Annotated in this window: 19 protein-coding genes, 2 rRNA genes and 2 pseudogenes; 10 read left to right on the top strand and 13 right to left on the bottom strand. The window is 35.2% G+C overall.

All coding sequences use genetic code 11. From position 1 onward, the window contains the following. Positions 1-81: 81 nt before the first annotated feature. Positions 82-1,866 (bottom strand): ribonucleoside-diphosphate reductase subunit alpha, encoded by a 1,785-nt coding sequence (locus OPR21_RS04015; RefSeq protein ID WP_265030237.1) that lies wholly within the window; start codon positions 1,864-1,866, stop codon positions 82-84. Between the two features lie 58 nt (positions 1,867-1,924). Then, positions 1,925-3,001, bottom strand: a complete 1,077-nt coding sequence (locus OPR21_RS04010) for a methyltransferase domain-containing protein (RefSeq protein ID WP_264702764.1) — start codon at positions 2,999-3,001, stop codon at positions 1,925-1,927. 335 nt (positions 3,002-3,336) lie between these two features. On the opposite strand from OPR21_RS04010, the gene OPR21_RS04005 reads away from it, so the two are divergent. Both OPR21_RS04005 and rrf read left to right on the top strand, forming a co-directional pair. Continuing rightward, positions 3,337-6,102 (top strand): 23S ribosomal RNA (locus tag OPR21_RS04005). Between the two features lie 66 nt (positions 6,103-6,168). Then, positions 6,169-6,275 (top strand): 5S ribosomal RNA (gene rrf / locus OPR21_RS04000). Between the two features lie 85 nt (positions 6,276-6,360). On the opposite strand, the gene OPR21_RS03995 is transcribed toward rrf, so the two are convergent. The 3 genes and pseudogenes from OPR21_RS03995 to rpmH all read right to left on the bottom strand — a co-directional run bounded on the left by OPR21_RS03995 (position 6,361) and on the right by rpmH (position 7,188). Next, positions 6,361-6,624, bottom strand: coding sequence for a hypothetical protein (locus OPR21_RS03995; RefSeq protein ID WP_077188558.1), 264 nt, complete (start codon positions 6,622-6,624; stop codon positions 6,361-6,363). 86 nt (positions 6,625-6,710) lie between these two features. Beyond that, positions 6,711-6,986, bottom strand: a pseudogene (gene rnpA / locus OPR21_RS03990) (ribonuclease P protein component); the annotation flags it as partial. A 67-nt stretch (positions 6,987-7,053) separates the two neighbouring features. Continuing rightward, positions 7,054-7,188, bottom strand: coding sequence for a 50S ribosomal protein L34 (rpmH, locus tag OPR21_RS03985; RefSeq protein WP_006279898.1), 135 nt, complete (start codon positions 7,186-7,188; stop codon positions 7,054-7,056). A gap of 107 nt (positions 7,189-7,295) precedes the next feature. Between rpmH and pstC the strand changes: the two genes are divergently transcribed. The 3 genes from pstC (at position 7,296) to OPR21_RS03970 (ending at position 10,270) form a co-directional block, all read left to right on the top strand. Beyond that, entirely contained in the window at positions 7,296-8,384 is a 1,089-nt protein-coding gene (gene pstC / locus OPR21_RS03980) for a phosphate ABC transporter permease subunit PstC (protein WP_038199744.1), read from the top strand. 101 nt (positions 8,385-8,485) lie between these two features. Further along, a complete protein-coding gene (gene atpD, locus OPR21_RS03975; protein ID WP_265030299.1) occupies positions 8,486-9,913 on the top strand; it encodes a F0F1 ATP synthase subunit beta in 1,428 nt (475 codons plus the stop codon). A gap of 12 nt (positions 9,914-9,925) precedes the next feature. Continuing rightward, a complete protein-coding gene (locus OPR21_RS03970; protein ID WP_006279902.1) occupies positions 9,926-10,270 on the top strand; it encodes a F0F1 ATP synthase subunit epsilon in 345 nt (114 codons plus the stop codon). Positions 10,271-10,838: 568 nt separating this feature from the next. On the opposite strand, the pseudogene OPR21_RS08765 reads toward OPR21_RS03970, so the two are convergent. Together OPR21_RS08765 and OPR21_RS03955 are read right to left on the bottom strand one after the other, a co-directional pair. Continuing rightward, positions 10,839-11,820: pseudogene (locus tag OPR21_RS08765) on the bottom strand (IS3 family transposase). A 105-nt stretch (positions 11,821-11,925) separates the two neighbouring features. Beyond that, the gene (locus OPR21_RS03955; protein ID WP_265030236.1) at positions 11,926-12,636 is read right to left on the bottom strand and encodes a class II aldolase/adducin family protein; all 711 of its coding nucleotides are present in this window, start codon (positions 12,634-12,636) and stop codon (positions 11,926-11,928) included. Positions 12,637-13,110: 474 nt separating this feature from the next. Between OPR21_RS03955 and tnpC the strand changes: the two genes are divergently transcribed. Together tnpC and OPR21_RS03945 are read left to right on the top strand one after the other, a co-directional pair. Beyond that, positions 13,111-14,454, top strand: coding sequence for an IS66 family transposase (gene tnpC / locus OPR21_RS03950; protein WP_265022247.1), 1,344 nt, complete (start codon positions 13,111-13,113; stop codon positions 14,452-14,454). Beyond that, complete coding sequence (locus OPR21_RS03945; RefSeq protein ID WP_265030235.1) at positions 14,455-15,087, top strand: AAA family ATPase; 633 nt, start codon at positions 14,455-14,457, stop codon at positions 15,085-15,087. On the opposite strand, the gene tsaB is transcribed toward OPR21_RS03945, so the two are convergent. The 3 genes from tsaB to OPR21_RS03930 all read right to left on the bottom strand — a co-directional run bounded on the left by tsaB (position 15,082) and on the right by OPR21_RS03930 (position 17,924). Further along, on the bottom strand, positions 15,082-15,666 hold the full coding sequence (gene tsaB, locus OPR21_RS03940) for a tRNA (adenosine(37)-N6)-threonylcarbamoyltransferase complex dimerization subunit type 1 TsaB (protein ID WP_077188562.1): 585 nt from the start codon (positions 15,664-15,666) through the stop codon (positions 15,082-15,084). The two genes, OPR21_RS03945 and tsaB, sit on opposite strands and share 6 nt — an antisense overlap. Beyond that, positions 15,666-16,796 carry a dicarboxylate/amino acid:cation symporter gene (locus OPR21_RS03935; protein WP_265030298.1) on the bottom strand — a complete coding sequence of 377 codons (1,131 nt, stop codon included), beginning with the start codon at positions 16,794-16,796 and terminating at the stop codon, positions 15,666-15,668. The genes tsaB and OPR21_RS03935 overlap by 1 nt, the downstream gene beginning before the upstream one ends. A 138-nt stretch (positions 16,797-16,934) precedes the next feature. Beyond that, entirely contained in the window at positions 16,935-17,924 is a 990-nt protein-coding gene (locus OPR21_RS03930) for a ribonucleotide-diphosphate reductase subunit beta (protein WP_077188563.1), read from the bottom strand. A gap of 131 nt (positions 17,925-18,055) precedes the next feature. Between OPR21_RS03930 and OPR21_RS03925 the strand changes: the two genes are divergently transcribed. After that, positions 18,056-18,394, top strand: coding sequence for an outer membrane protein assembly factor BamE (locus tag OPR21_RS03925; protein ID WP_006279908.1), 339 nt, complete (start codon positions 18,056-18,058; stop codon positions 18,392-18,394). 184 nt (positions 18,395-18,578) lie between these two features. Here OPR21_RS03925 and OPR21_RS03920 read toward each other — a convergent pair whose 3' ends face one another. Beyond that, the gene (locus OPR21_RS03920) at positions 18,579-19,199 is read right to left on the bottom strand and encodes a hypothetical protein (protein WP_006279909.1); all 621 of its coding nucleotides are present in this window, start codon (positions 19,197-19,199) and stop codon (positions 18,579-18,581) included. Positions 19,200-19,370: 171 nt separating this feature from the next. Between OPR21_RS03920 and OPR21_RS03915 the strand changes: the two genes are divergently transcribed. Continuing rightward, entirely contained in the window at positions 19,371-20,402 is a 1,032-nt protein-coding gene (locus tag OPR21_RS03915) for a PDDEXK nuclease domain-containing protein (protein ID WP_077188564.1), read from the top strand. Between the two features lie 207 nt (positions 20,403-20,609). Beyond that, entirely contained in the window at positions 20,610-21,332 is a 723-nt protein-coding gene (gene recO, locus OPR21_RS03910; protein WP_065094880.1) for a DNA repair protein RecO, read from the top strand. 144 nt (positions 21,333-21,476) lie between these two features. On the opposite strand, the gene OPR21_RS03905 is transcribed toward recO, so the two are convergent. Together OPR21_RS03905 and tatB are read right to left on the bottom strand one after the other, a co-directional pair. Continuing rightward, positions 21,477-22,859: a PleD family two-component system response regulator gene (locus OPR21_RS03905; RefSeq protein WP_265030234.1), complete on the bottom strand. Its 1,383-nt coding sequence runs from the start codon at positions 22,857-22,859 to the stop codon at positions 21,477-21,479. Beyond that, positions 22,831-23,127 (bottom strand): Sec-independent protein translocase subunit TatB, encoded by a 297-nt coding sequence (gene tatB, locus OPR21_RS03900; protein WP_265030233.1) that lies wholly within the window; start codon positions 23,125-23,127, stop codon positions 22,831-22,833. Before tatB ends, OPR21_RS03905 begins: the two co-directional genes overlap by 29 nt. Between the last annotated feature and the right edge of the window lie 2 nt (positions 23,128-23,129).

The following is a 23,129-nucleotide window of genomic DNA, read 5'->3' as shown; positions in this document are numbered from 1 at the left end:
ATAAAAGTGCGTTATATGGTTATGCAAGAAGTCTATTTACCCATTTGCTTAACTTTCTCTCTACTTTTTTGAGTAAGGCCGCTATTGGCATGACAGACATTCATCGTAGTCAATATCTGTTTTTTGTTGCAATATTTCACTTTTTTTGAATATGTCATGCGAGACCTTATCGGCTCTCTGCATTGATTGTGATCTGCAGTAATATAAGCTCTTCAATCCTTTTTTCCAAGCAAGCATGTGTATTTTGTGCAAGTAACGTTTATGTACGTTGGCAGGTAAGAACAGATTTACTGATTGAGATTGACAAATATACGAAGTTCTATTACTTGCATGTTCTATAATCCATCTTTGGTCAAGCTCGTACGCTGTTTTAAATGTCAATTTTTCATGCTCACTAAGAAAATCTAAATGCTGAACGGAACCCTCGTTTGTTGAAATTGAAGACCATATTTTATCATTGTCTTGATTTTTTTCTGCTAATAGTTTTTGCAAGAATTTATTTCGCACTACAAATGAGCCTGTAAGTGTCTTTTGTATGAATACGTTTGCTGCGTATGGTTCTATTCCAGGGGAGGTATTACCTGCAATAATGGAGATCGAGGCAGTAGGAGCAATAGCGAGTTTGTGTGTAAACCTTTCCATTAGATCAACTTCTTTGGCATCAGGACATGCTCCCTTTTCTTCTGCTAATTTTTTAGAAACTATATCTGCTTGCTCGCGTAAATACTTAAATATTTTTTTATTCCATTGTTGTGCTGTTACTGATTCAAAAGGAACCATTTTGCTTTGTAAAAATGAATGAAAGCCCATCACACCAAGACCAATACTGCGTTCTCTGGCTGCAGAATATTTTGCTCGCTGCATTTCATTCGGTGCTTTATTTATGAAATCTTCCAATACATTATCAAGAAAGCGCATTATATCTTCTATGAAGAGTTTATTGTCTTTCCATTCTTCGTAGTACTCAAGGTTTACGGATGATAGACAACACACAGCAGTGCGTGACTTATTCAGGTGATCATAACCTGTGGTTAAAGTTATTTCACTGCATAGATTTGACATCTTGATGTCTAAGTTGAGCTTTTTGTAAGATTCTGGCTTATTGTTATTTGTTGCATCAAGGAAAATAATGTAAGGTTCTCCAGTTTCAACTCTTGCTGTTAATATTTTGATCCATATATCCCGCGCTTTTACAGTTGAAATAACCTTATTGTTGTGAGGGCTTATTAAATTCCATTCTTGATCATTCTCAACAGCCTGCATAAATTTATCTGTTACTATTACAGCATGATGTATATTTAACGCTTTGCGATTTGGGTCACCGCCTGTTGGCTTGCGTAAATCTAGAAACTCTTCTATCTCCGGATGAGATACAGGAAGGTAGACTGCTGAACTTCCTCGCCTTAGGGATCCCTGACTAATTGCAAGCGTTAGAGCATTTTGCACTACAATAAATGGAACAATTCCTGATGTTTTGCCGCTACCCTTTACGCTTTCGCCTATTGAGCGTAAATTTCCCCAATAACTACCTATGCCTCCTCCACGTGCAGCAAGCCAAACATTTTCGTTCCATAGATCAACTATTCCCTGCAAGCTGTCTTCGGTTTCATTAAGAAAGCAAGAGATAGGTAACCCTCTCTTAGTGCCACCATTGCTGAGTATTGGTGTTGAAGGCATGAACCACAAGTTGCTCATGTAGTCATAAAAACGCTGCGCATGTTCTTTATTATCAGAATAGTAATTAGCAATACGTGCAAAGAGGTCTTGATAACTTTCATTTTCTATTAAATACCTGTCTGATAGAACTGCTTTTCCAAAGTCGGTTAATTTGCTGTCCTTTGCGTAATTAATGGTAATGTTATTCATAAAGTTCCTTTTATTCTTTTATTATATATAGATACTTAAAAGTCATTTTGAGCGATTTTTAAGTTAGGTTTTTCGGACTTTCTTGTTGATGCTGTAATGCAAACAAGATACCGTCAACCTGACTGCCATATATTTTACAGTAACTCATATAACTTATTTGCATATTTATTTCTTTTGCAACATGTTGAACATAACTTTCTGAGTGACGAAAATAGTCTCCTTTATTTACAAAGTCAATACCTTCACCTTCCTTTCTTCTTATTAAACATACAATAACCCCTTTTTTGCTCGTAGATCTTTTTGCTAATTCCAATTCTTCTTGAAAGTCATGTAGATAATGTAGCACTTCAGCAAAGATAATTACATCATACTGCTGGTTTTTCTCTTGTTTAAGAAACTCTTTCATTTCCATATGTATTAATTCATTGTAAACAGGCTTACCTTTTATAAAGCATCCTCTTGCGATATTTAGCATTCTACTTGAAATGTCAATTCCTGTTATATGGTTTCCAATACTATTTATTTTCAAGAAATGACCACATATTCCAGTTCCACAACCAAGGTCGAGTATATTGAGCTCAGAAGTGGAGTTGTTGAAGATTTTTGTAATTATCATGTGTACAAGTTCATGCCCTCTATATTGTTTGGCAATCAACCAATGCTCAACAAAATATTCACCTGTGTAATCAAAATATTGTCTTATGAGGTTTTTTGGCAATTCTGTAATAGGCGCTGAGTTTGTCATTTTTTTTATATAGTAAGACGCCTCCTCGTGGTCATTATCTAATTTTAGTGCCCTTGTTAAATAATTATAAGCTTTGTTAGTATTCCCTACCGCAAAATGACACCTTCCGATGTTATACCAGACTATAGGTAAATGGGGGTAAAATATGCTAATTAACCAAAATCGTAACTTTGCATCTGATATGCTACCTTTATAAAAGTGATATAAACCGATTTCAATGTTGGTGTTTAACAGGTTCTTAGATTTTTTAAGAAGCACTGTCATTTCTTTATGAAGAGTATTATATTTATTCACAATGAAGTGTTTTACTTTCTTAATATTTAATACGCCAATGAGCTTAGACATACAATTTAAAGCAACGTTTTTTATAAAAGAGAGATTACTTTTCATACGTTAGAAATACTCCGAATGTTTATTATCATTTTTAGGCAATTGATTTTAACACATTTTATCTTACAAAATATCTTTTTTATTAATTTTTACTGTATATATAAGTTTACCACATATTTCTCAGATTATACTGTTTAGGATTGCTAGTATATTGTTGTTGATAATATAAGTAAATGTTTTGTGCAAAAAGGCGTTGACATATTATTTATTAGGTTATAATATATAAAAGATTAATTTAGTTTTTAGATGTTTGACAAGTTTTATGGTAGAGATTAATTTAATCTCAATTCAATTTTAATAATATTTAACTCTGCATATTCTGCATATAGTCGGATAAATAAATTATTAAGAGCACTTGATGGATGCCTTGGCGTTAAGAGGCGATGAAGGACGTGGCAGGCTGCGATAAGCTGTGGGGAATTGTCAACAAATTTTGATCCGCAGATTTCCGAATGGGGAAACCCAACTAGTTTAGCTAGTTATTACGTACTAAGTATGTAAAGCAAACTTGGTGAACTGAAATATCTAAGTAGCCAAAGGAAAAGAAATCAACCGAGATTCTGTTAGTAGTGACGAGCGAAAGCGGAAAAGGCTAGTGATTTAAGAATAAGAATTAGAATACTCTGGAAATAGTAACCATAGAAGGTGATAGTCCTGTATAAGTAGAAAGTTTTTAAATCCTTGAGTAGAGCGGGGCACGTGAAATCCTGTTTGAATATGGGGGGACCATCCTCCAAGCCTAAATACTCCTTAACGACCGATAGTGAACAAGTACCGTGAGGGAAAGGTGAAAAGAACCCCGGGAGGGGAGTGAAATAGAATCTGAAATCAAGTGCTTACAAACAGTTGGAGCTCTATATCAATTTATTGATATTTAGAGTGACAGCGTACCTTTTGCATAATGGGTCAGCGAGTTAATCTATGAAGCAAGCTTAAGCCGTTAGGTGTAGGCGTAGCGAAAGCAAGTCTGAATAGGGCGTTTTAGTTTTATGGATTAGACCCGAAACCAAGTGATCTAGTCATGACCAGATTGAAGGTGTGGTAAAACACACTGGAGGATCGAACCAGTTAATGTTGCAACATTATTGGATGAGTTGTGATTAGGGGTGAAAGGCCAATCAAACTTGGAAATAGCTGGTTCTCCGCGAAATCTATTTAGGTAGAGCGTTGTATGTATGTTGTTGGGGGTAGAGCACTGGATAGACTAGGGGGATTCACCGTCTTACCAAATCTAACTAAACTCCGAATACCAACAATTAATTATACAGCAGGCACACTACGGGTGCTAAGTCCGTGGTGAAGAGGGAAACAACCCAGATCACTATCTAAGGTCCCAAAATTACAGCTAAGTGGGGAAGGAAGTAGAAAAACCATTACAGCTAGGAGGTTGGCTTGGAAGCAGCCATCCTTTAAAGAAAGCGTAACAGCTCACTTGTCTAAATAAGTTTTTCTGCGCCGAAAATGTACCGGGGCTAAAGCTGTATACCGAAGATGTGAGTGCTTATTGATTTCGATCAATAGGCGCGGTAGCGGAGCGTTCCGTAAGTCTGTGAAGGTGGTTTGTGAAAACTGCTGGAGATATCGGAAGTGAGAATGCTGACATAAGTAGCGTAAAAGAGTGTGAAAAACACTCTCACCAAAAATCTAAGGGTTCCTACGTTAAGTTAATCTGCGTAGGGTTAGTCGGTTCCTAAGGCGAGTCCGTAAAGGAGTAGTCGATGGCAATTAGGTTAATATTCCTAAACCTCTTAAGTGTGACGGGTTTCGTATTTGTATAGATCTTATTGGATTGATCTATGCTTAAAAGAAGCTCCAGGAAATAGCACTTATATTTATGAGGCCGTACCGCAAACCGACACTGGTGGATGAGTAGAGTATACTAAGGTGTTGAAAGAATGATGTTGAAGGAACTCGGCAAATTATACCTGTAACTTCGGAAGAAGGGTAACCTGCTTTTAGGCAACTATGAGTAGGTGGCACAAAATAGGGAGTAGCGACTGTTTACTAAAAACACAGGACTCTGCAAACACGTAAGTGGAAGTATAGGGTCTGACGCCTGCCCGGTGCTGGAAGGTTAATAGGAAGGGTGCAAGCTCCGAATTGAAGCCCCAGTAAACGGCGGCCGTAACACTGACGGTCCTAAGGTAGCGAAATTCCTTGTCGGGTAAGTTCCGACCCGCACGAATGGCGTAACGATTTCTCCACTGTCTCCAACATCACTTCAGCGAAATTGAATTCCCCGTGCAGATGCGGGGTACCCGCGGTTAGACGAAGAGACCCCGTGCACCTTTACTATAGCTTTACATTGCTATTAAAAGTGTGATGTGCAGGATAGGTGGGAGACTTTGAAGTTATGGCGCTAGCTATAATGGAGTCAACCTTGAGATACCACCCTTTACACTTTTGATATCTAACTATGTTTCATTATCTGGAGCTAGGACATTGTATGGTGGGTAGTTTGACTGGGGCGGTCGCCTCCTAAAAAGTAACGGAGGCGTGCGAAGGTAAGCTAGAGCTGGTCGGAAATCAGCTTGATAGTATAATGGCATAAGCTTGCCTGACTGCGAGGCTGACAAGCCAAGCAGAGACGAAAGTCGGTCATAGTGATCCGGTGATTCTGTATGGAAGGGTCATCGCCCAACGGATAAAAGGTACGCCGGGGATAACAGGCTGATGGTGTTCGAGCGTTCATAGCGACGACACCGTTTGGCACCTCGATGTCGACTCATCACATCCTGGGGCTGAAGAAGGTCCCAAGGGTTCGGCTGTTCGCCGATTAAAGTGATACGTGAGTTGGGTTTAGAACGTCGTGAGACAGTTCGGTTTCTATCTGCCGTGGGTGAAGGAAATTTGAGAAGGTCTGACTCTAGTACGAGAGGACCGAGATGGATATACCTCTGGTGTACCAGCTGTTATGCCAATAGCATCGCTGGGTGGCTATGTATAGATGGGATAATTGCTGAAAGCATATAAGCAAGAAACCCTCTTCAAAAAGATTTCCCAATTAAGGCCGTGGAAGACTACCACGTTGATAGGCTAGGTGTGGAAGCATGGTAACATGTGAAGCTAACTAGTACTAATAGCCTGATTGATTTATTTGCTTTCTATATGTGTGTATGCAGTGTTAAATATTAAGTTAAAATTGTTAAGTTAGAAATTTTTATTGACTTGGTGGCTATAGCAAAAATGAACCACCCGATCTCATCTCGAACTCGGAAGTGAAACTTTTTAGCGCTGATGGTACTTGAAAAGGGAGAGTAGGTCGCCGCCAAGTTTATAAAAATTTCTTTGTTAATTAGACAGTAGGTATACTTATATTTTAACTTTCTTGTTTTGTTACTATTCTTTAAGTTTTTACTTTAACTACGATATCTTTTTTTTCTTATATGTTCTTGGTCATTTTCTACATTATTTAGCATTGTTCCTACTTCCCCTAATTGATTCCCTTTTGAAGGAGAATTACTGATTTCTGGTAATATTACATTACCTCCCACTTTTTTAAATAATTCTTCTTGTTGGCGAAATGCTGACCTCCAATCTGTTCCTGTTCCTTTAGGAAGAAATAAGAATTGATACATCTGACCAAAGCCTGTGTTATTTACCTCTTTTATATGCTCTACCATTCACCACACCCATTAACTATTTTTAAAAATTTTACCTATATTATCATAAAAAATATAGTTGTAAATACCTTAATTGAGATTTTTTTTTATTTTATCTTTTTTAAGCAAATAGTTAGATCTTTTTGTAAATTTTTATAACTTGCTTGCATAATGTTTCTATGAGTTAGTATTATGTAGTAGTGCCCTATATTACTTATATTTAAAATGCTAATTTTAGCAAGCATTCGTAGTTGCCTTTTTATTTTATTTCTTTTTGCTGCTTTTCCGGTTTTTTTACTGATAGCCAGACCTACTCTAATAGTATGAATGTACTTTTCAGGTTCTCTTTCTTTTATAGCGTACAGTGATATATAAAGCCCACGATAAAAAAGACTGTTGAGTGCTAACTTATTTTTGAAAGCAGAAGAAAAATCTTTTTTTTTATACTTACTATGCGCATAATTTGTTACACCCTAATGAACGGCGCCTATTAAGGATTTTTCTTCCAGCTCTTGTTGCCATACGTGAACGAAATCCGTGTCTGCGCTTTCTTATCAAATTTTTTGGTTGAAATGTTCTCTTCATTGTTTTTATATTAATATAATTATTTATTTTAAATTGTTTTACTTTATTGTCAAATAATGGTGAACTTGTATGACATTTTCGTAGAATAAAATTTGATGCATGGAAGAATGAATTCGGTGATAGTCATACCTGTCTTACTAATCCTTTTATTTTGTTTTAGTAGGTTTCAAGAAGTAAATAAGGTTAAATCTTATCTATATCTTAGTTGTGTATGGATGCTAACTTGGTTGTTAGTATTCTATAATAATTGTTTTGTAACTTTTATTTCTATAGCGTTACTTTTTTTCATGCTTGCTTTTATCTTTAAAAATAAAAGAAATAAGATAATAAAACTTTCGTTATTTGTGGCTTTGGCCATATCATTTTTTATCACTTTATTTATAATGCTGTCTATTTTTATTCAATCCATTAGTTTTTTTAATAAAGTAGCTATTTCAGAATTCTTGTTTTGCTTGAAATGGGGCCACAATGTAGTCACTATCAATGAAGAGAAGATAGGATGTTTTGGTATAGCGCCGCTTTTAGTTGGTACATTACTTATAACTATTATAGCAATGTTAGTTGTCGTTCCGCTTGGTTTATTTTCTGCAATATATATTAGTGAATATGCGAGTGAGAAAGTGCGTTATATTGTTAATACAACTTTGCAAGTTTTGTCTGCTATTCCTACGGTTGTATATGGATATTTCGCGGTTGTGTTTTTGTCTTTCTTTATAAAGCAGGTAGCAAATTTTTTTGGTTTAAGTATACACTCAGAAAGTGCCTTAGTTGCCGGTTTATCGATTGGGATAATGATTCTTCCTTTTATTATTTCTTTACTCGAAGATGCCATAAGATCTGTTCCAAAAAGCTTGCGTTATGGCTTCATGGCACTTGGTGCAACTCCAGCGGAAACTATATGGCATATAACAATACCTTATGCAATGCCTACAATTTTAAGTGCAATTTTATTGTCAATTTCAAGAGTGATAGGTGAAACAATGATTGTGCTAATGGCTGTGGGAATCAACGCAAATTTGACTTTTAACCCTCTTAATTCAGTTACTACCATTACCGTGCAGATCGCTACATTACTTACCGGAGATCAGGATTTCAATAGTGTACAAACTCTTGCTGCTTATGCGCTTAGTTTAGTATTGTTTATTATTACTTGGCTATTAAATGCATTTGCATTGTTTGTAATGAAGCGTAACTAGTAAGCGTTTTAATGTTGCAAAATTTCTATTAATAATATAAAATTTATTTTCTTTAGAAGTTCTTTTATGGAATTATAGTGTTAGGTGATAAAAATAAAGAGATGAATATAGGTAGAGCGATTAAGGTAACTCAAGCAGTTGTTGATATAAAATTTGAAGGTGAATTGCCTAAAATATTTAATGCTTTAAAAAGCAAACTAAAATATAAGGATAAGGAGCTGGTTTTAGAAGTTTCGCAGCATATAGGTGACAATATAGTTCGTTGTATTGCTATGGATAGCACAGATGGCATGTCAAGGGGGGATGAATTTGTTGATACAGGTGCACCAATATCGGTGCCAATTGGGCGTTCAACTTTAGGAAGGATTTTTAATGTTGTTGGAGAGCTTATAGATGAGTGTGGTCCACTGAAGGGAAAGTATAACTTAGAGACTATACACAGAGCACCTCCAAGTTTTACTGAACAGAGAATACAGGAAGAAGTTTTAGTTACGGGAATAAAAGTTATAGATCTTCTTGCACCTTATCTTAAAGGAGGAAAAATTGGCTTATTTGGTGGAGCCGGTGTTGGTAAAACAGTCCTAATAATGGAATTAATTAATAATATAGCAAAAGCTCATAAAGGATTTTCTGTGTTTGCCGGGGTAGGGGAGAGAACGCGTGAAGGTAACGATCTTTATCACGAGATGATCACTTCAAATGTAATAAATATAAATGAGCATGAAAAATCTCAAGCTGTTTTGGTTTATGGTCAGATGAATGAGCCTCCTGGAGCAAGGGCTAGAGTTGCTTTAACAGCACTTACTATGGCAGAGTATTTTCGTGACCGTGAAAACCAAGATGTTCTATTTTTTGTGGATAATATCTTTAGATTTACACAAGCTGGTTCTGAAATTTCTGCTTTACTTGGAAGAATACCGTCAGCTGTTGGTTATCAGCCAACCCTTGCAACTGATATGGGTGCAATGCAAGAAAGAATAGCTTCAACAACTTCTGGCTCTATTACTTCTGTGCAAGCTATATATGTTCCTGCGGACGATTTGACTGATCCAGCCCCAGCAACTACATTCTCTCACCTTGATGCAACCACAGTGTTGTCAAGGCAAATAGCTGAAATGGGAATATACCCTGCTGTTGATCCACTTGATTCAACTTCTCAGTCTTTATCTGCTGAAATCATTGGTGAAGAACATTATAATGTAGCTTCTGAGGTGAAACGTATATTGCAAACTTATAAATCACTGCAAGATATTATCGCAATACTTGGTATGGATGAGCTATCTGATGAAGATAAAATTATTGTTGATAGGGCTCGTAAGATTCAGAAATTTCTTTCTCAACCTTTTCACGTTGCAGAAATATTTACTGGCATGCCTGGTAAATTTGTTTCACTTTCTGATACTGTTTCCAGTTTTAAAGGGATTGTTGAAGGCAAATATGATCACTTACCAGAGGCTGCTTTTTATATGGTGGGGAATATAGATGAAGCAATAAAAAAGGCTGAATTAATACAAGCTGAAGCTAAATAAAAGTTAAAGATTATGAATACTTTTAAAGTGCAATTTTTCTCTCCTGATGATCAAATTTCATTCAGTGGAGTGGTTTCTCTTTCAGTAACTGGGCTCGAAGGGGAGCTTATGATTTTAGCTCACCATGCTCCTTACTTAATTTATTTATTGCCTGGTATGATTACTGTTAAAATGAGTAACCAAACAGAAAAGAAGGTTGTAATTGATAGTGGCGTATTAGAAGTTGCAAATAATAATTGTAGCATTATAACAAGTCAAATTCAGGTTTTTGATCGTGCAATTCATGATGAGAAATCGTTTAAAAATAAGAGAATTAGTATATATTTAAGTTATCTTGATGAGAAGTTTCTTTCTTAGTTATTTTAGGCAAAAAGTCAATTATCATTCAAGTGGCTATAAGATTTTTGCTCAGGGGGCTCTTTTTTGTCATCCCAGAAACCCCGGGGTGTCATCCCAGTGTCGGAGTACTTTAGGTGTATGATCCCAGAGTGTGATGGTATGGGACCATACACCTAATCAAATAAAAATTAAAGAAGGAGAGTTGGTTGTAACGGTTGGAGATAACGACTTTGTTTTACCTGGAATTTACGTTGGATAAACTACAAAAAATAACAGGTAAAAATCAACGTAAATTTAAGATAAATCGATTTTATTAGTATTATCAAATCAAAATCTGTTTTTAATTAATCAATAATACTTTTTTACATATTTTCATCCCCTTTCATGGATTTTTTAATTTTATAGATGATATCTAATATTATTAGAAGCATTGTAAAATATCTTATGAGAAAAATTATAAAATATATTAGCATTATTGGTATTGCATGTTTGACCTTACCCAGAAAAAGTAGAGAGAAAGTTAAGACGTTTTTATCATGAGAATAAATTGTGCAGGAATGCAATAGTTAATAGTAGAATGTCTACGTTATTTGTTATAAAAGATTTCTATGTATTCAAATATGGCAGTTCTGGTTTGTTGAGCGAGAAGTATCAATAAGCAGCTCCCTTTTAAGTGAACTTTTCTGCAACAGAGTTATCGTAACAACAGCCCTTATGGCTCATGCTGGAAATGATGTTTTTTGTATTCAATAGAAATTGGTAATTTTGAGAGGTATACTGTGACCCTTGATCGCTATGTAACAGCAGATTTTTATCGGGTTTGCGTTTATCAACGGCCATCAATAAAGAATCTATAACTAATTATCATGTTACTCATTAACCACCATGCGTGAATATAGGTCAATTATTGCCGCCAACAACCTTCTTTAGTTTTTATGTAGGTAATCCCAAACTTTATTTGGCTGATCAGTAGTAAAATTTTGATCCAATGTGTTCGGAGCCACAACTCGGTTGCTTATTTGCTGTTTTTTATTTTTGAACCTTCGTCTAAGCTTGGTTTTAATGCCATTTTCTTGCATAACACTTTGTACTGTTTTAATTTTTGCCTAAAGCTTTTAATTCAGCGTGAATTTTAGGGGCTCCATATCTGCATTTAGAATGCTTGATGTATTTTTTGAATATCTGCTAGAAGCCCTTCTTTTGCTAATTCTTTACTGCTTTTTTCCTTAGCAACCCATACCACCAGTACAAAACCCTACATAGTTCCTGTGTTTTATAGCAATTTCTATATAAAAGAATACTTTACTCTTTTTCTTTGCCCAGGGCTTTTTTTAAGATGTCTCTTTCTCTTATTAGCTCTTTTTTTAGATCAAATCTTTCTTTGTCATAAGGAGCCTTTGCCTGGAAATGCGTATGCTCCAGACATTTTTCCATCATATTTTCTTACTTAACATACTGCCATCTATACCTAGATCTTTTGCTATTTTTGTACTTGCTTGACCTGTTTCTTTAACCAGCTTAACAGCTTCTAATTTGAATTCTGCTGTATATTCTCTTCTATTTGTCATATTTTGAAAAAACGTTTTATTTTACTCCAAAAACGTCTTAACTTTCTCTCTACTTTTTCTGGGTAAGGTCACTACTTGGATGACAGATAGTAGTGCGAAAGTCTCTTACAACTTACTTTTAATTAGTCTAACCCATGCGTGCCAATCCCTCTCACCAAGATTGCTTTCAAAAGATAGGAGATCCTTTACAGCTTTTGAGCAAATTTCTTCACTTGGAATTGATAACTCCTTATTCATTGCTAACGTTAAACATTGAGTTTTGCACGCTTGTTCTAAATGATACGTGTAAAACATTGCTTCTTGTATAGTCCGACCACACGTTATAGATCCATGATTACGCATTAACATGACAAAATTTTCTTTCAGATCAGCTATTAACCTCTTTCCTTCTGTATCGCTAAGTGCTAGGGAATTATAATTATGGTAAGAGATTTTATTGTAAAAGTGCAGTGCCCATTGACTTATAGGAAGCAGCCCATCTTTGAGAGAAGAAACCGCTACAATAGAAGGTGTATGCAAGTGAAAAATTGCTTGAATATCTTTCCTTGCTTGATAAATAAAACCATGAATTATATAGCCAGTTCTATTATATTGATATTCTTTGCCTTCAATTACATCTCCATCAAATGATACTTTCATTAACAAACGTTCATCTACTTCATCAAAACGCATACCAAACGGATAAATATAAAACGACTTTTGATCTTCAGAACGCACTGAAAGGTGAGTATATGTATGATCATCGAACTTAAGGTAGGACAAAATCTGATAGGCATAGACTAGATCCCTTTTTACTCTGCTCTTTGTTAACAACACAATCCTCTGTTAGAATCTTCTGAAGGTTTATACGCGAAAAGAGACTTGTAGTAAACTAATAAGTCTATGCCACTCTGTCTTGCTTTCTGAATACCAAACACTTTTGTGTTGTAGCTTGCTTAAAAATAGTTATCGTTATTATAGAGTTTATATACAGAATTTATGTTTTTAAATTACATAATATCTTAACTACAAAAATAATTTTCTATATAATATTTCATATGTTTTAAAGCTTCATTTTTATGTTATTATAAATGTAAGTTTCAAGATTGAAAATAATATGGTAAATATTAACACAAAAAAACGTAACCGTTCACGCAATGGCGTCAACTTAAGAGCCTTCATTAGCAGACTCTCCTAAAGACATGATGGCGTTTAGGCTTATCAACTTTGTCCATTCACGGTATAAGAAAGTAGTTTACAAAAATTGCATAATTAGTATAAAAAACAATAAACTAGATAGATGAGGGGTTGATGATAGAGGTGCTACAAGAAAAGATTGTGGTATTGGAGTCAGAAGTTGGTACTCTGAAAGCAGAGAATGATAAGTTAAGGACAAAAATAATTGAGCTAGAGGATAAGCTGGGTTTAAATTCAAAAAATTCATCGCTGCCACCATCGCAAGATGTATATCGCAAAAAGACAAAAAAGAAGAGCGATAAAAAACCAGGCGGGCAGCCAGGACATGAAGCGCACAAGCGGGAATTGATGGTAGCAGATGAGGTGGTAAAATGTTCAATTGATACAATTTGCATGTGTGGAAGCCAAGTTATTTTAGAAGAAGAAACTGTGCATCAAAAGGTTGAATTGCCAAAAATTAAACCGATAGTGACTGAATATAGGCTACAAAAAGGCTACTGTAAGGCGTGTAAGAAAAGGATCTCAGCTAGTCTGCCTGAAGGTGTGACAAGGGATCTTTTAGGAGCTAATGCAAAAGCAGTAATTAGCAGTTTTAGTGGATTTTTTATCAATTCAAAAAGGGAAGTACAGCAAATTTTGAGCAGCATATTTAATCTGAATATAAGCCTAGGTTTGGTATCAAAGACCGAGGGTAGAGTATCAGAAAAATGTATATCTGAATACGAAAAAATAAGAGAAGAGCTACGGAAAAGCAAGTATTTACATATAGATGAAACAAGCCATAGGAACCAGGGAAAGAAAGGTTGGAGTTGGGTAGTAACGAATAAAACAGCAACACTTATGAAGTTAGTTGGATCTCGCGGAAAGAAGATATTAAAAGGGCTATTGCCAGAGTATGATGGAATAGTTATAAGCGATAGGTATGCTGCGTATAATTACTTTAATCGTGAAAACAGACAGATATGCTGGGCCCATTTAGCAAGGGACTTTGAAAGGTTTTTTTACAGTAAAAATGTTGAAGTGAGCAGAATTGGCGCAGCATTAAAATCGCTGAGCAACAGGGTATTTGTGGTAGATAGAGCACGTAAACAAAACCTGATAGACAATTTAAGATTTTTCCGGTTAATGAGGAAGATTCGAAAAAGGGTGAAACATTTTTTGCGAGAGATAACAAGGGTTGCAAAAGGAACTCAGGCCTCGAGAATGGCTGCCAATATACTACGTTCTGAAGATATGATGTGGAGATTCGTGCGCAATCCTGATCTGATCGAGACAACCAATAACCTTGCAGAACGTCAGGCTAGACGGTACGTCATTTATCGTAAAAATAGTTTTTTCACTTGGTCAGAACGTGGAGAAAAGTTCATTGAAAGAATGCTTTCGATATTTTTGACTGCACGTTTGAATGATCAGAATCCTGTCCAGAAACTACAGAATTTAGTCGCTATTCCTGCCTAATTGGGAATATTCCGTGAACGGTTACCAAAAAAACAGCCAGCAGGATTTTTCATATATCTCTCTGGTCTTTCGGGAAGTGGTAAACTTTCCACAGCAATAGAATTATCTAATATGATAAACGCATTAATTGTAAATAGTAAGTTCTATAACAATGTTCAAGCTTGCTCTATATACGATGGTGTCTTTGAACGTGATCAAATACCTAAAGAAGTTCAAGATAGAATATATGGCATTATGCAAATTATGCTTCAGGTAATAGAAAATTATCCGATTCACTCAAAAAATTACATATTTATTGATGAGTTGATGGAAAATAATGACCAGAACATGAGGATGTATGATTCAATAGTAAGGCTTAGTAAAAAAATGAACACAGAAATCCTTCCTGTGGTACTTAGGTGTGATCTACCGACATTACAAAAGCGTATTGCATTAAAAAGGCAAAGAAAAAATAGGAAGGTGATTAATCTAAATAGCATGATAGAGCAATGTAGGATTAACAATTTATTTACACCACCGAGTGCTATAGAGATAGAAAATTCAAATATGAGTATAAAAGAAGTAGCTCAAGAGATAGTAAACCAGATGCACAAGCTTAGCCAAATTGCGTGTATGCAAAAAAATAGTCTATAGCAATTTCATATACTGAGGCTCATTTAAATATAGAGCTTCAACTTCATTTAATTTTTGCTTGTTCTTTAGTCTATAATGAACTAATAGCCCTGCATGGCTAGCATTTAAATTGCAATCCATATGTGTACTGCTTGTAGCGTGACCAGGGTCACATGCTGCAGTTGGACCAGACAGCGGCAATAAATTGAAATCAAATAACTGTGTATAAAACCCTTGAGCATTTTTGATTATAGCTCTGATATTTTTTTTGCTATTTGCACAAAGCAAAGATATTGCGTAGGCTTGAACTTCCAGCGCACTAACCCCGTATAACGGCTTATTTGTAGCAAGATTTATACCTTGTGCAGCTGATATACCAACTCTAATTCCAGTGAAACTTCCTGGTCCAACTACTACCGCCAAATGATCTATTTTATCATAATTATAGTTGTGCTTATCAAATAAAGTACTTAGTATTTGAAAAAATGATTCTGCATGACTATTGCTGGTGGAATTGTGCTCTACAAAACAGTTACCATCATAATCAACTATTGCTATTGAACTACCAATACCTACAGTATCAATCGCTAAAATAGACATTACTTAAGCTTATCATAGAGTTTTGAAAATATCATAGTAAAGGCACCATTACCCATAACATTTGCTGAAGTGATCATTGGATCAAACACTATATACAATGCTGTGATTAACGAAAGCATTTCTGGAGAAAATTTGAGGTATTTCTCAAGAATAGGTAGCATTACCATAATTCCTCCTGCCGGCACTGCAACGATAGCAAACTTAAATAACAAAAAATAGAGAAGGAAAGTTACATAGTCTGTTGTGCACAATGAATAACCGGAGGCAATTATCATTGATAATATTATGATAAAAAAGCAATCACCTACTAAATGAAAGCTAGCAGTTATTGGCACAACAGACGATGCTATGTCAGGTTGCTTTACATTTTTTTTGCTTCCTTCAAGACTAAGAGGCATAGTTGCATTACTAGACATTGTGCTCATCGCAGTAATAAATGCCGGTATCATATTGCCTATACTAGCTATCCAGCTTGTGATCTTGAATGAATTTGCTGCTCCATATAAGAGGAAAACATAAAGGTAGGTTGCAGATGCTATAATAATGAAAATTATTGAGTAATCCTTAAATATTATAGATAAAACTTGATCATGCTGCATTTTTAAAGCAAGCCCAAGTACAAATATTGGAATAATCGGCGTCAAAAACGTCTTCAAAATAAAGAGAGTTAAATCTAACATTTTGTTCGAAAGCTCTTTGCTTTTCTTGGGTAGCAGTGTGGACACTACTATGCTGGACACAAATCCACAGGCAAGGGCATAAAAATTAGAAAGCAATGCAGGCAGCCTAAACGACCATAAGGGAACAATTGTTTCTTCATACGTTATATCTTGTATTGAATGAGTGTTTTGTATGATGAAATGCCCAACAGAATAAGCTATTAAACTTGAAGCCAGATTTGACAAGAAGATCATTATAATAAGTAACAATATGAACTTTATAGCTGACTGCTTAAGATTGTTAACACTGCTAAAGATTAACGCAAAAATAATAAAAGGCATTATAAATAGCAAAACCTCTTTTATACTCAGGCTCGTTGAGTACAAGAAGGTTTTTGCTTCCATTGGAACTAAATGACCAAAGAATGCAACTGAAGTGATGACCGTGAGTAAGATTAATAGTTGTAGCACGTTCTTATATACCAATGTCCTATGGACATATATATGGTAAGTTAGTTGTTAAGTAAAGCAAAACTGTCTAAACTGCACAGCAAATGGTGTAATGAAAGTAGCTGACACTGGAATGACAAAGAAGAGTGAAATTAGCACTCACTTATTATTCGTGTCGTTTTCAGTAAAAGCCTCCTCCCATGTGCCTTGAGTTGCTGCACGGCTATACTCTGTTACTCTATTTTCAAAGAAATTCGTATGTTCCACGCCATTTAGTATTTCATCAAGCCACGGAATAGGATTATCATTAACATCATATATGGACTCAAGACCTAATTGCATTAACCGTCTGTTTGCTACGTAGCGTATGTAATTGCGCACTTCTTCTGCGGATAGTCCTTCAACGTCTCCGAAATCAAAAGCAAGCTTTATGAATTCATCCTCAAGTTCAACAATGGTGCGACATGCAGAATATAATTCCTCTTTAAACTCGTCGTCCCAAATTTCATTATTTTCTTTAATAAATGTATTAAACAACATGATAATTGAATTGGTGTGCAAAGTTTCATCACGGGCTGACCAGGCAATTATTTGTCCCATGCCTTTCATTTTTCCAAAGCGTTGAAAATTGAGCAAAATTGCAAATGATGCGAATAACTGCAACCCCTCGGTAAATGCACCAAACACCGCTAGAGTTTTAGCTACATGTTTTTTATCGTGTTTTTTGCTTTCCTCGAATTCTAACATGTATTCATACTTCTTTCTCATAGCATCATACTTTAAGAATGCTTGATACTCGCTTTCTGGCATGCCAATTGTGTCTAAAAGATAAGAATAAGCTGCAATGTGTATAGTTTCCATATTGGAAAAGCTTGCAAGCATCATGCATATTTCCGTTGGCTTAAATATATTTGAATAATGCCTCATGTAGCAGTTATTTACTTCAATGTCTGCCTGAGTAAAAAATCTAAAGATCTGGGTTAGTAGATTTTTTTCTACACTTGAAAGTTTAGTTTTCCAATCCTTTACGTCATCAGCAAGTGGAACTTCCTCAGGTATCCAATGGATTCTTTGTTGCTGCAGCCACGCATCATACGCCCAAGGGTAATTAAAAGGTTTGTATATTGGATCTGCTTCTAACAATGACATAAGACACCTATTATTTTCTAAAGTAAATATTATATTAAGTGATATTGAGAATCAGTCAATTTAACTTTTTTGAAATTTGACGGCAGATAATTTATTAGTGTATTATAGCTTCAAGTAATTTATCAACAGAAATGCGAGTATTAATATCTTTTATTTTATTATTTACAGTGAGCTGCACTCACACTATTCACAATCACGGAGCTCCTGGCATTAGTGTTGAATTGTGGAGCAAGATAAAAGTAGGTGACGATAAAGAAAAAGTGGTTCACACTTTAGGATCACCAACATTAGTATCAAAGTTCGATGACAATGTTTGGTACTATGTCTCATATAAAATTAAACAAGCCAACTTTTTAGGAAAAAGGAAGTATAGTAGTAAGTCTCTGCAAATTTCATTCGACCAGGACGGTAAAGTTGAAGATACAAAAGAAACTGACATCTTAGAGAGATCTTTGGCTGTTTCTGATTGAAAGTTTGCTAACTATGGAGTTTTTCTCACTCTTCTTTGCATCCAAGAACCGTATAACGTCATCCCAGTGTCAAGCACTGGGATGACACCATTTGTTGTAAACTCACTTTTACTCTATGGTTATACTACCTTGCTGCTATCCTGAACGGATACAGTGGGCTTATTAAATTATAGAATTACTTTAGCTATAGAATAAAGTCTAGTGTTACTTCACGCCAAATGTGGTGGTGCTGAGTAGGCAAGCCGGTTAATGGGCTACATTTATATACTGCACGCATTGCGTTATCTGCTATCGACCTGAAAAGTGGATTATTTCGATAGGAATCACTGTCTGCTACATCCGCCATAATTATCTCGCCTTGACTGGATAACAATAAGTTAATTTTTATATTAAAATTTTCTTTGTAAGCTATGCTTTCAGGAATGCTCCAGCATTTTGTGAGCTTGTCTCTTATAGAGTTAATAATTTCTGTTACAACTAATTCATCCTTTTTGCTCTCAACGCTTTTTTCGTTTCCTATTTCATTTTTTGCCCCTCTAACATCCCTTCTTAGTTTTTTCTCTACACTTTTTTTTCTTTTTGGAATTGGAATGAATTCTTTACCCTCGTTAATAATGACTTCTTCTTGCATTTCGATAATTTGCCTCGGTTGTGCTACAACAGTGTGCTCAACCAATTCTTTTTTCCTTTGTGGTATAGGAACAACTGACGTATCATTCGTTTGGGCTTTTGTTGAAGGTAACGAAAAAAGCAGAAAACAACATAAAGACAAAAAAAGAATATAATTAGAATAGAAAAAACGCATATGTTAAGCAGCTTGTTTTACTGGTTTAAAGCTAATATTGCACATAAAGTCAATATATTTTAGTTGATGGACAACTTTGAAGTCAATAAGGAATCCCTTCAAAGTTGCAGGCAAGCGAAAGATTGTCTTCTCGACAGACAAAGAATTGTATAATGGATTAAAAGGGACCGTATGACAAAAATTATAGGAAAAGAATATACAGAACTTTTAGAGCAGTTGAAAGATCGTATTGCAACAAACCGTTATAAGGCAGCACTTGCAGTAAATAGTAAGCTTATTTTGCTTTACCACCATATTGGTACAGAGATCCTAAAACGCCAAAAAGAACATACCTGGGGAGCTAAGGTAATTGATCAATTAAGTAAGGATTTGAGAAGTACATTTCCAGAAATGAAAGGCTTTAGCACGAGAAATCTGAAGTATATGCGTAAGTTTGCCGAAGAATATCCTGATGTTGAATTTGTGCAGGAGCCTCTTGCACAATTAACTTGGTATCACAATATCACTCTTTTGGAAAAAATAGAAAGTCATGAAATAAGATTATTTTATGTAAAAAAAGCTATTGAACATGGCTGGTCACGTAACATTATGGTGATGCAGATAGAACTTGGACTACATAAACGTCAAGGAAAAGCAATAACTAATTTTAAAGAAAAATTACCATCTCCACAATCCGATCTAGCACATTACACATTAAAAGATCCGTATATTTTTGATTTTTTAAGTATAGGTAAGGATGCTCATGAAAGAGAAGTAGAAAAAGGACTCGTAGGGCATATGGAAAAATTTCTGTTAGAACTCGGTGAAGGATTTGCATTTGTTGGTAGACAATTTCATTTAGATGTTGGTAATAAAGACTTTTATATTGATTTATTATTCTATCATTTAAAGTTACGTTGCTTCGTAGTGATTGAACTAAAAGATAAGGATTTTAAGCCGGAATATGCTGGTAAAATGAATTTTTATCTTTCTGCAGTTGATGATTTACTGAAGCACTCGACAGATCAACCTTCTATAGGGTTAATCTTATGTAAATCTAAAGACGATGTACTTGCTAAATATACACTCAAAGACATAAATAAACCAATAGGATTAGCGGAATATCGAATAACTGAAAATCTACCAGAGAACATAAAAACAGCTTTACCGACGATAGAAGAATTAGAAGCTGAATTATCCAAAATTTCAGATAAGGAAAAGTAATGGTTACTAAAATCATTCAAACAATTATTTAGCAAACCAAAAACCAAAAGCTCAGCATGGAGGCTCAGGAAGAAGGGTGGCAGCCAATACCTTACTCTCTCATAGCCTTGAAACTTTGGAAGCAGACAGTAACGGAGTAAGTGATTTTTATGGATTACAAGCTCTAGGTGTACTATCCTATAATATCATACGGTCAATATACTCTAAATGAGATGGAAAGATGAAGGCATCATTATAGCTGCTAAAAAATACGGCGATAAAAACTTAATTCTCTCTCTGTTTACAAAAAATCATGGAAAGCGCAGGGGATTAACTAAGCTAACAAACAATAGCAATTATAAGTTTCAGATAAGTAATCTATTACATGCAGAATGGAGTGCTAAGTTACCTGAAAATCTAGGTTTTTTTAAGTGCGAATTAATCGAATCTCCATTCCATCATTTCTTTCAAGATAGGTTAAAAAGCATTACTATTGTTTCTTTCTCCTCTATTTTAGAAAAAGTGCTTCCAGAAAGTGAACCCTGTGCCATGCTGTATGACAATTTTCGATATTTCATCGATGTAATTAAACACAACAATCAGTCTTGGCAAAGCCATTATCTTAACTTAGAGCTTCTGCTTCTTACGCAATTGGGATTCAAGTTAGACTTATCCAAATGCGCTGTAACAGGTGTTAAGGAAAATCTGCAATTTATTTCTCCAAAAACTGGTAGAGCAGTGTCAAAAAAAGTAGGAGATTATTATGCAGATAAACTCCTACCTTTTCCACAAATGTTGCATGATGTATACAATAATACCCTACAAAACAGCTACTCATTCCAAGAATTTCAGTTAGGACTGAAAGTCACAGGATATTTTTTAAATAAGTATCTATTTTTGCAGTTAAACGTGAAATTTCCAGAGCTGAGAAACCTCATGTTGTCGCTTTAATCTTAGTTATCATTTTTTTGAAATCATTTCAGAAATCTATAGCTAACCCAAGCAACACGTCATACCGCGATTCATTCGCGGTATCTCAGCATAGATTCCGCTCACGAGTAGTGGAATGACGGTTGTCGGTAAACTTAAGCCACTTTAGCTATAGCCAGTAACCACTCTATTTCTACCACTGTTTTTTGCTTTATATAAATATCTGTCAGCACGTACTATAAATTTTTTAATATCATCAAAGTCAGATCCTTGCATTTCTGCAATTCCAATGCTCACAGTTACATTATGGGTTGTATTTTTATCCGCAAGTACAAAAGGTTCTTTAGCAATAATTTTTCGTATTCTCTCCGCAATAGTATACGCATCTGATACATTGGTATCTGGCATTACAACAACAAACTCCTCACCACCAAACCTAGCTAGTAAATCTGTCACTCTGATATTTTCAGAAATTCTTTTCTGTATTTGCTTTAAAAGTTCATCTCCAGCACTATGCCCAAAACTGTCATTCACTATCTTAAAATAGTCTATATCAAGTATCATAAGAGACAACCTTCTATCCTTTTCCACAGAGTCCTTAACAATGTTTCTTAAGTGTGCATCAAAATATCTTCTATTATAACAGTTAGTTAATGGGTCCTTTATAGACATTTCCGCATTATTAAATAAATTCATTCTCAAGGCATCTTGATATCTTTTGCGTTTTACTTGCGAATTAACCCTTGCTATTAGCTCACCCTCATCCAAAGGTACTGTTAAATAATCATTAGCACCTACATCAAGTGCTTTTACTAAATTGTTTTTATCATAATCCTCAGAAAGAATCAGAATTGGTGTATAACGTGTTTCCACCTTACTACGAAACTCAGAACACAAACGCAAGCCGTCAGTTTTTGAAAATTGCATATCAGAAATGATCAGGTCGTAACCATTCTCAATACCAACCTTCAATGCTTCCATTGGATCACTCAGTATTTTAATTGACCTAAAGCGTTGCTTTAATATATTATATATCTGCTCTGCTTGATGAACATCCTCATCTATAACAAGTATGTTAGCATCAAAAATCTGATTGGAATAATCCATAATACTGTTTCCTGCGACTCCACCAATCTCAGCGTTAGTTTCTCCTCTCAAACGCAATTCATCAATAATCATCTTTAAGCGTGTGAGAGACTTAATTCGTGCAGATAAAGCAGTTTCGTTTATTGGTTTAGTCAGAAAATCATCCGCGCCAGCATTAATACCTTGCACTCTATCATGAGTATCATGCAGCGCAGTTACCATAATTATTGGAATATGGGTTGTCAAGGGATCACTCTTTAGCTCCTTACAAACTTGAAAGCCATTCATCTTTGGCATCATGATATCAAGTAATATAATATCGGGCTGCTGCTTTGCTACTAAATCTATAGCTTCTTCACCATCATGAGCTACGATAACCGTATAGTACTCTGCTTTTAGTCGAGCTTCTAAAAGCTTGACATTAGATAGTACATCATCTACTATCAGAATCTTTGCTGTCATTATCTTTAGATGTATTATCTATATCATAAGTAGGATAAAGCTTACCATTTTTACCAATTATGTAATTTACTTTCTCAGCATTACATTCTTTATATAAGTCTTCAACTCCTGCGTCTTTCAATAACCTCCTAGCTTTTGATTTTATAATCATAAGATACTTATACACATTCCTAATAAGATCAATAAATACAGGCACCTTATTTTTATCAAGAACAATTATGCTCACTAAAGCTACAACTAAAATTTCTGAAAGACCTATATTGAACATTT

It is taken from the genome of Wolbachia endosymbiont (group A) of Philonthus cognatus (assembly GCF_947251755.1).
In the GTDB taxonomy this organism is placed as follows: domain Bacteria; phylum Pseudomonadota; class Alphaproteobacteria; order Rickettsiales; family Anaplasmataceae; genus Wolbachia; species Wolbachia pipientis.
Note: the sequence above shows the minus strand (reverse complement) of the source record. Positions and strands in the feature narration are given on the sequence as shown.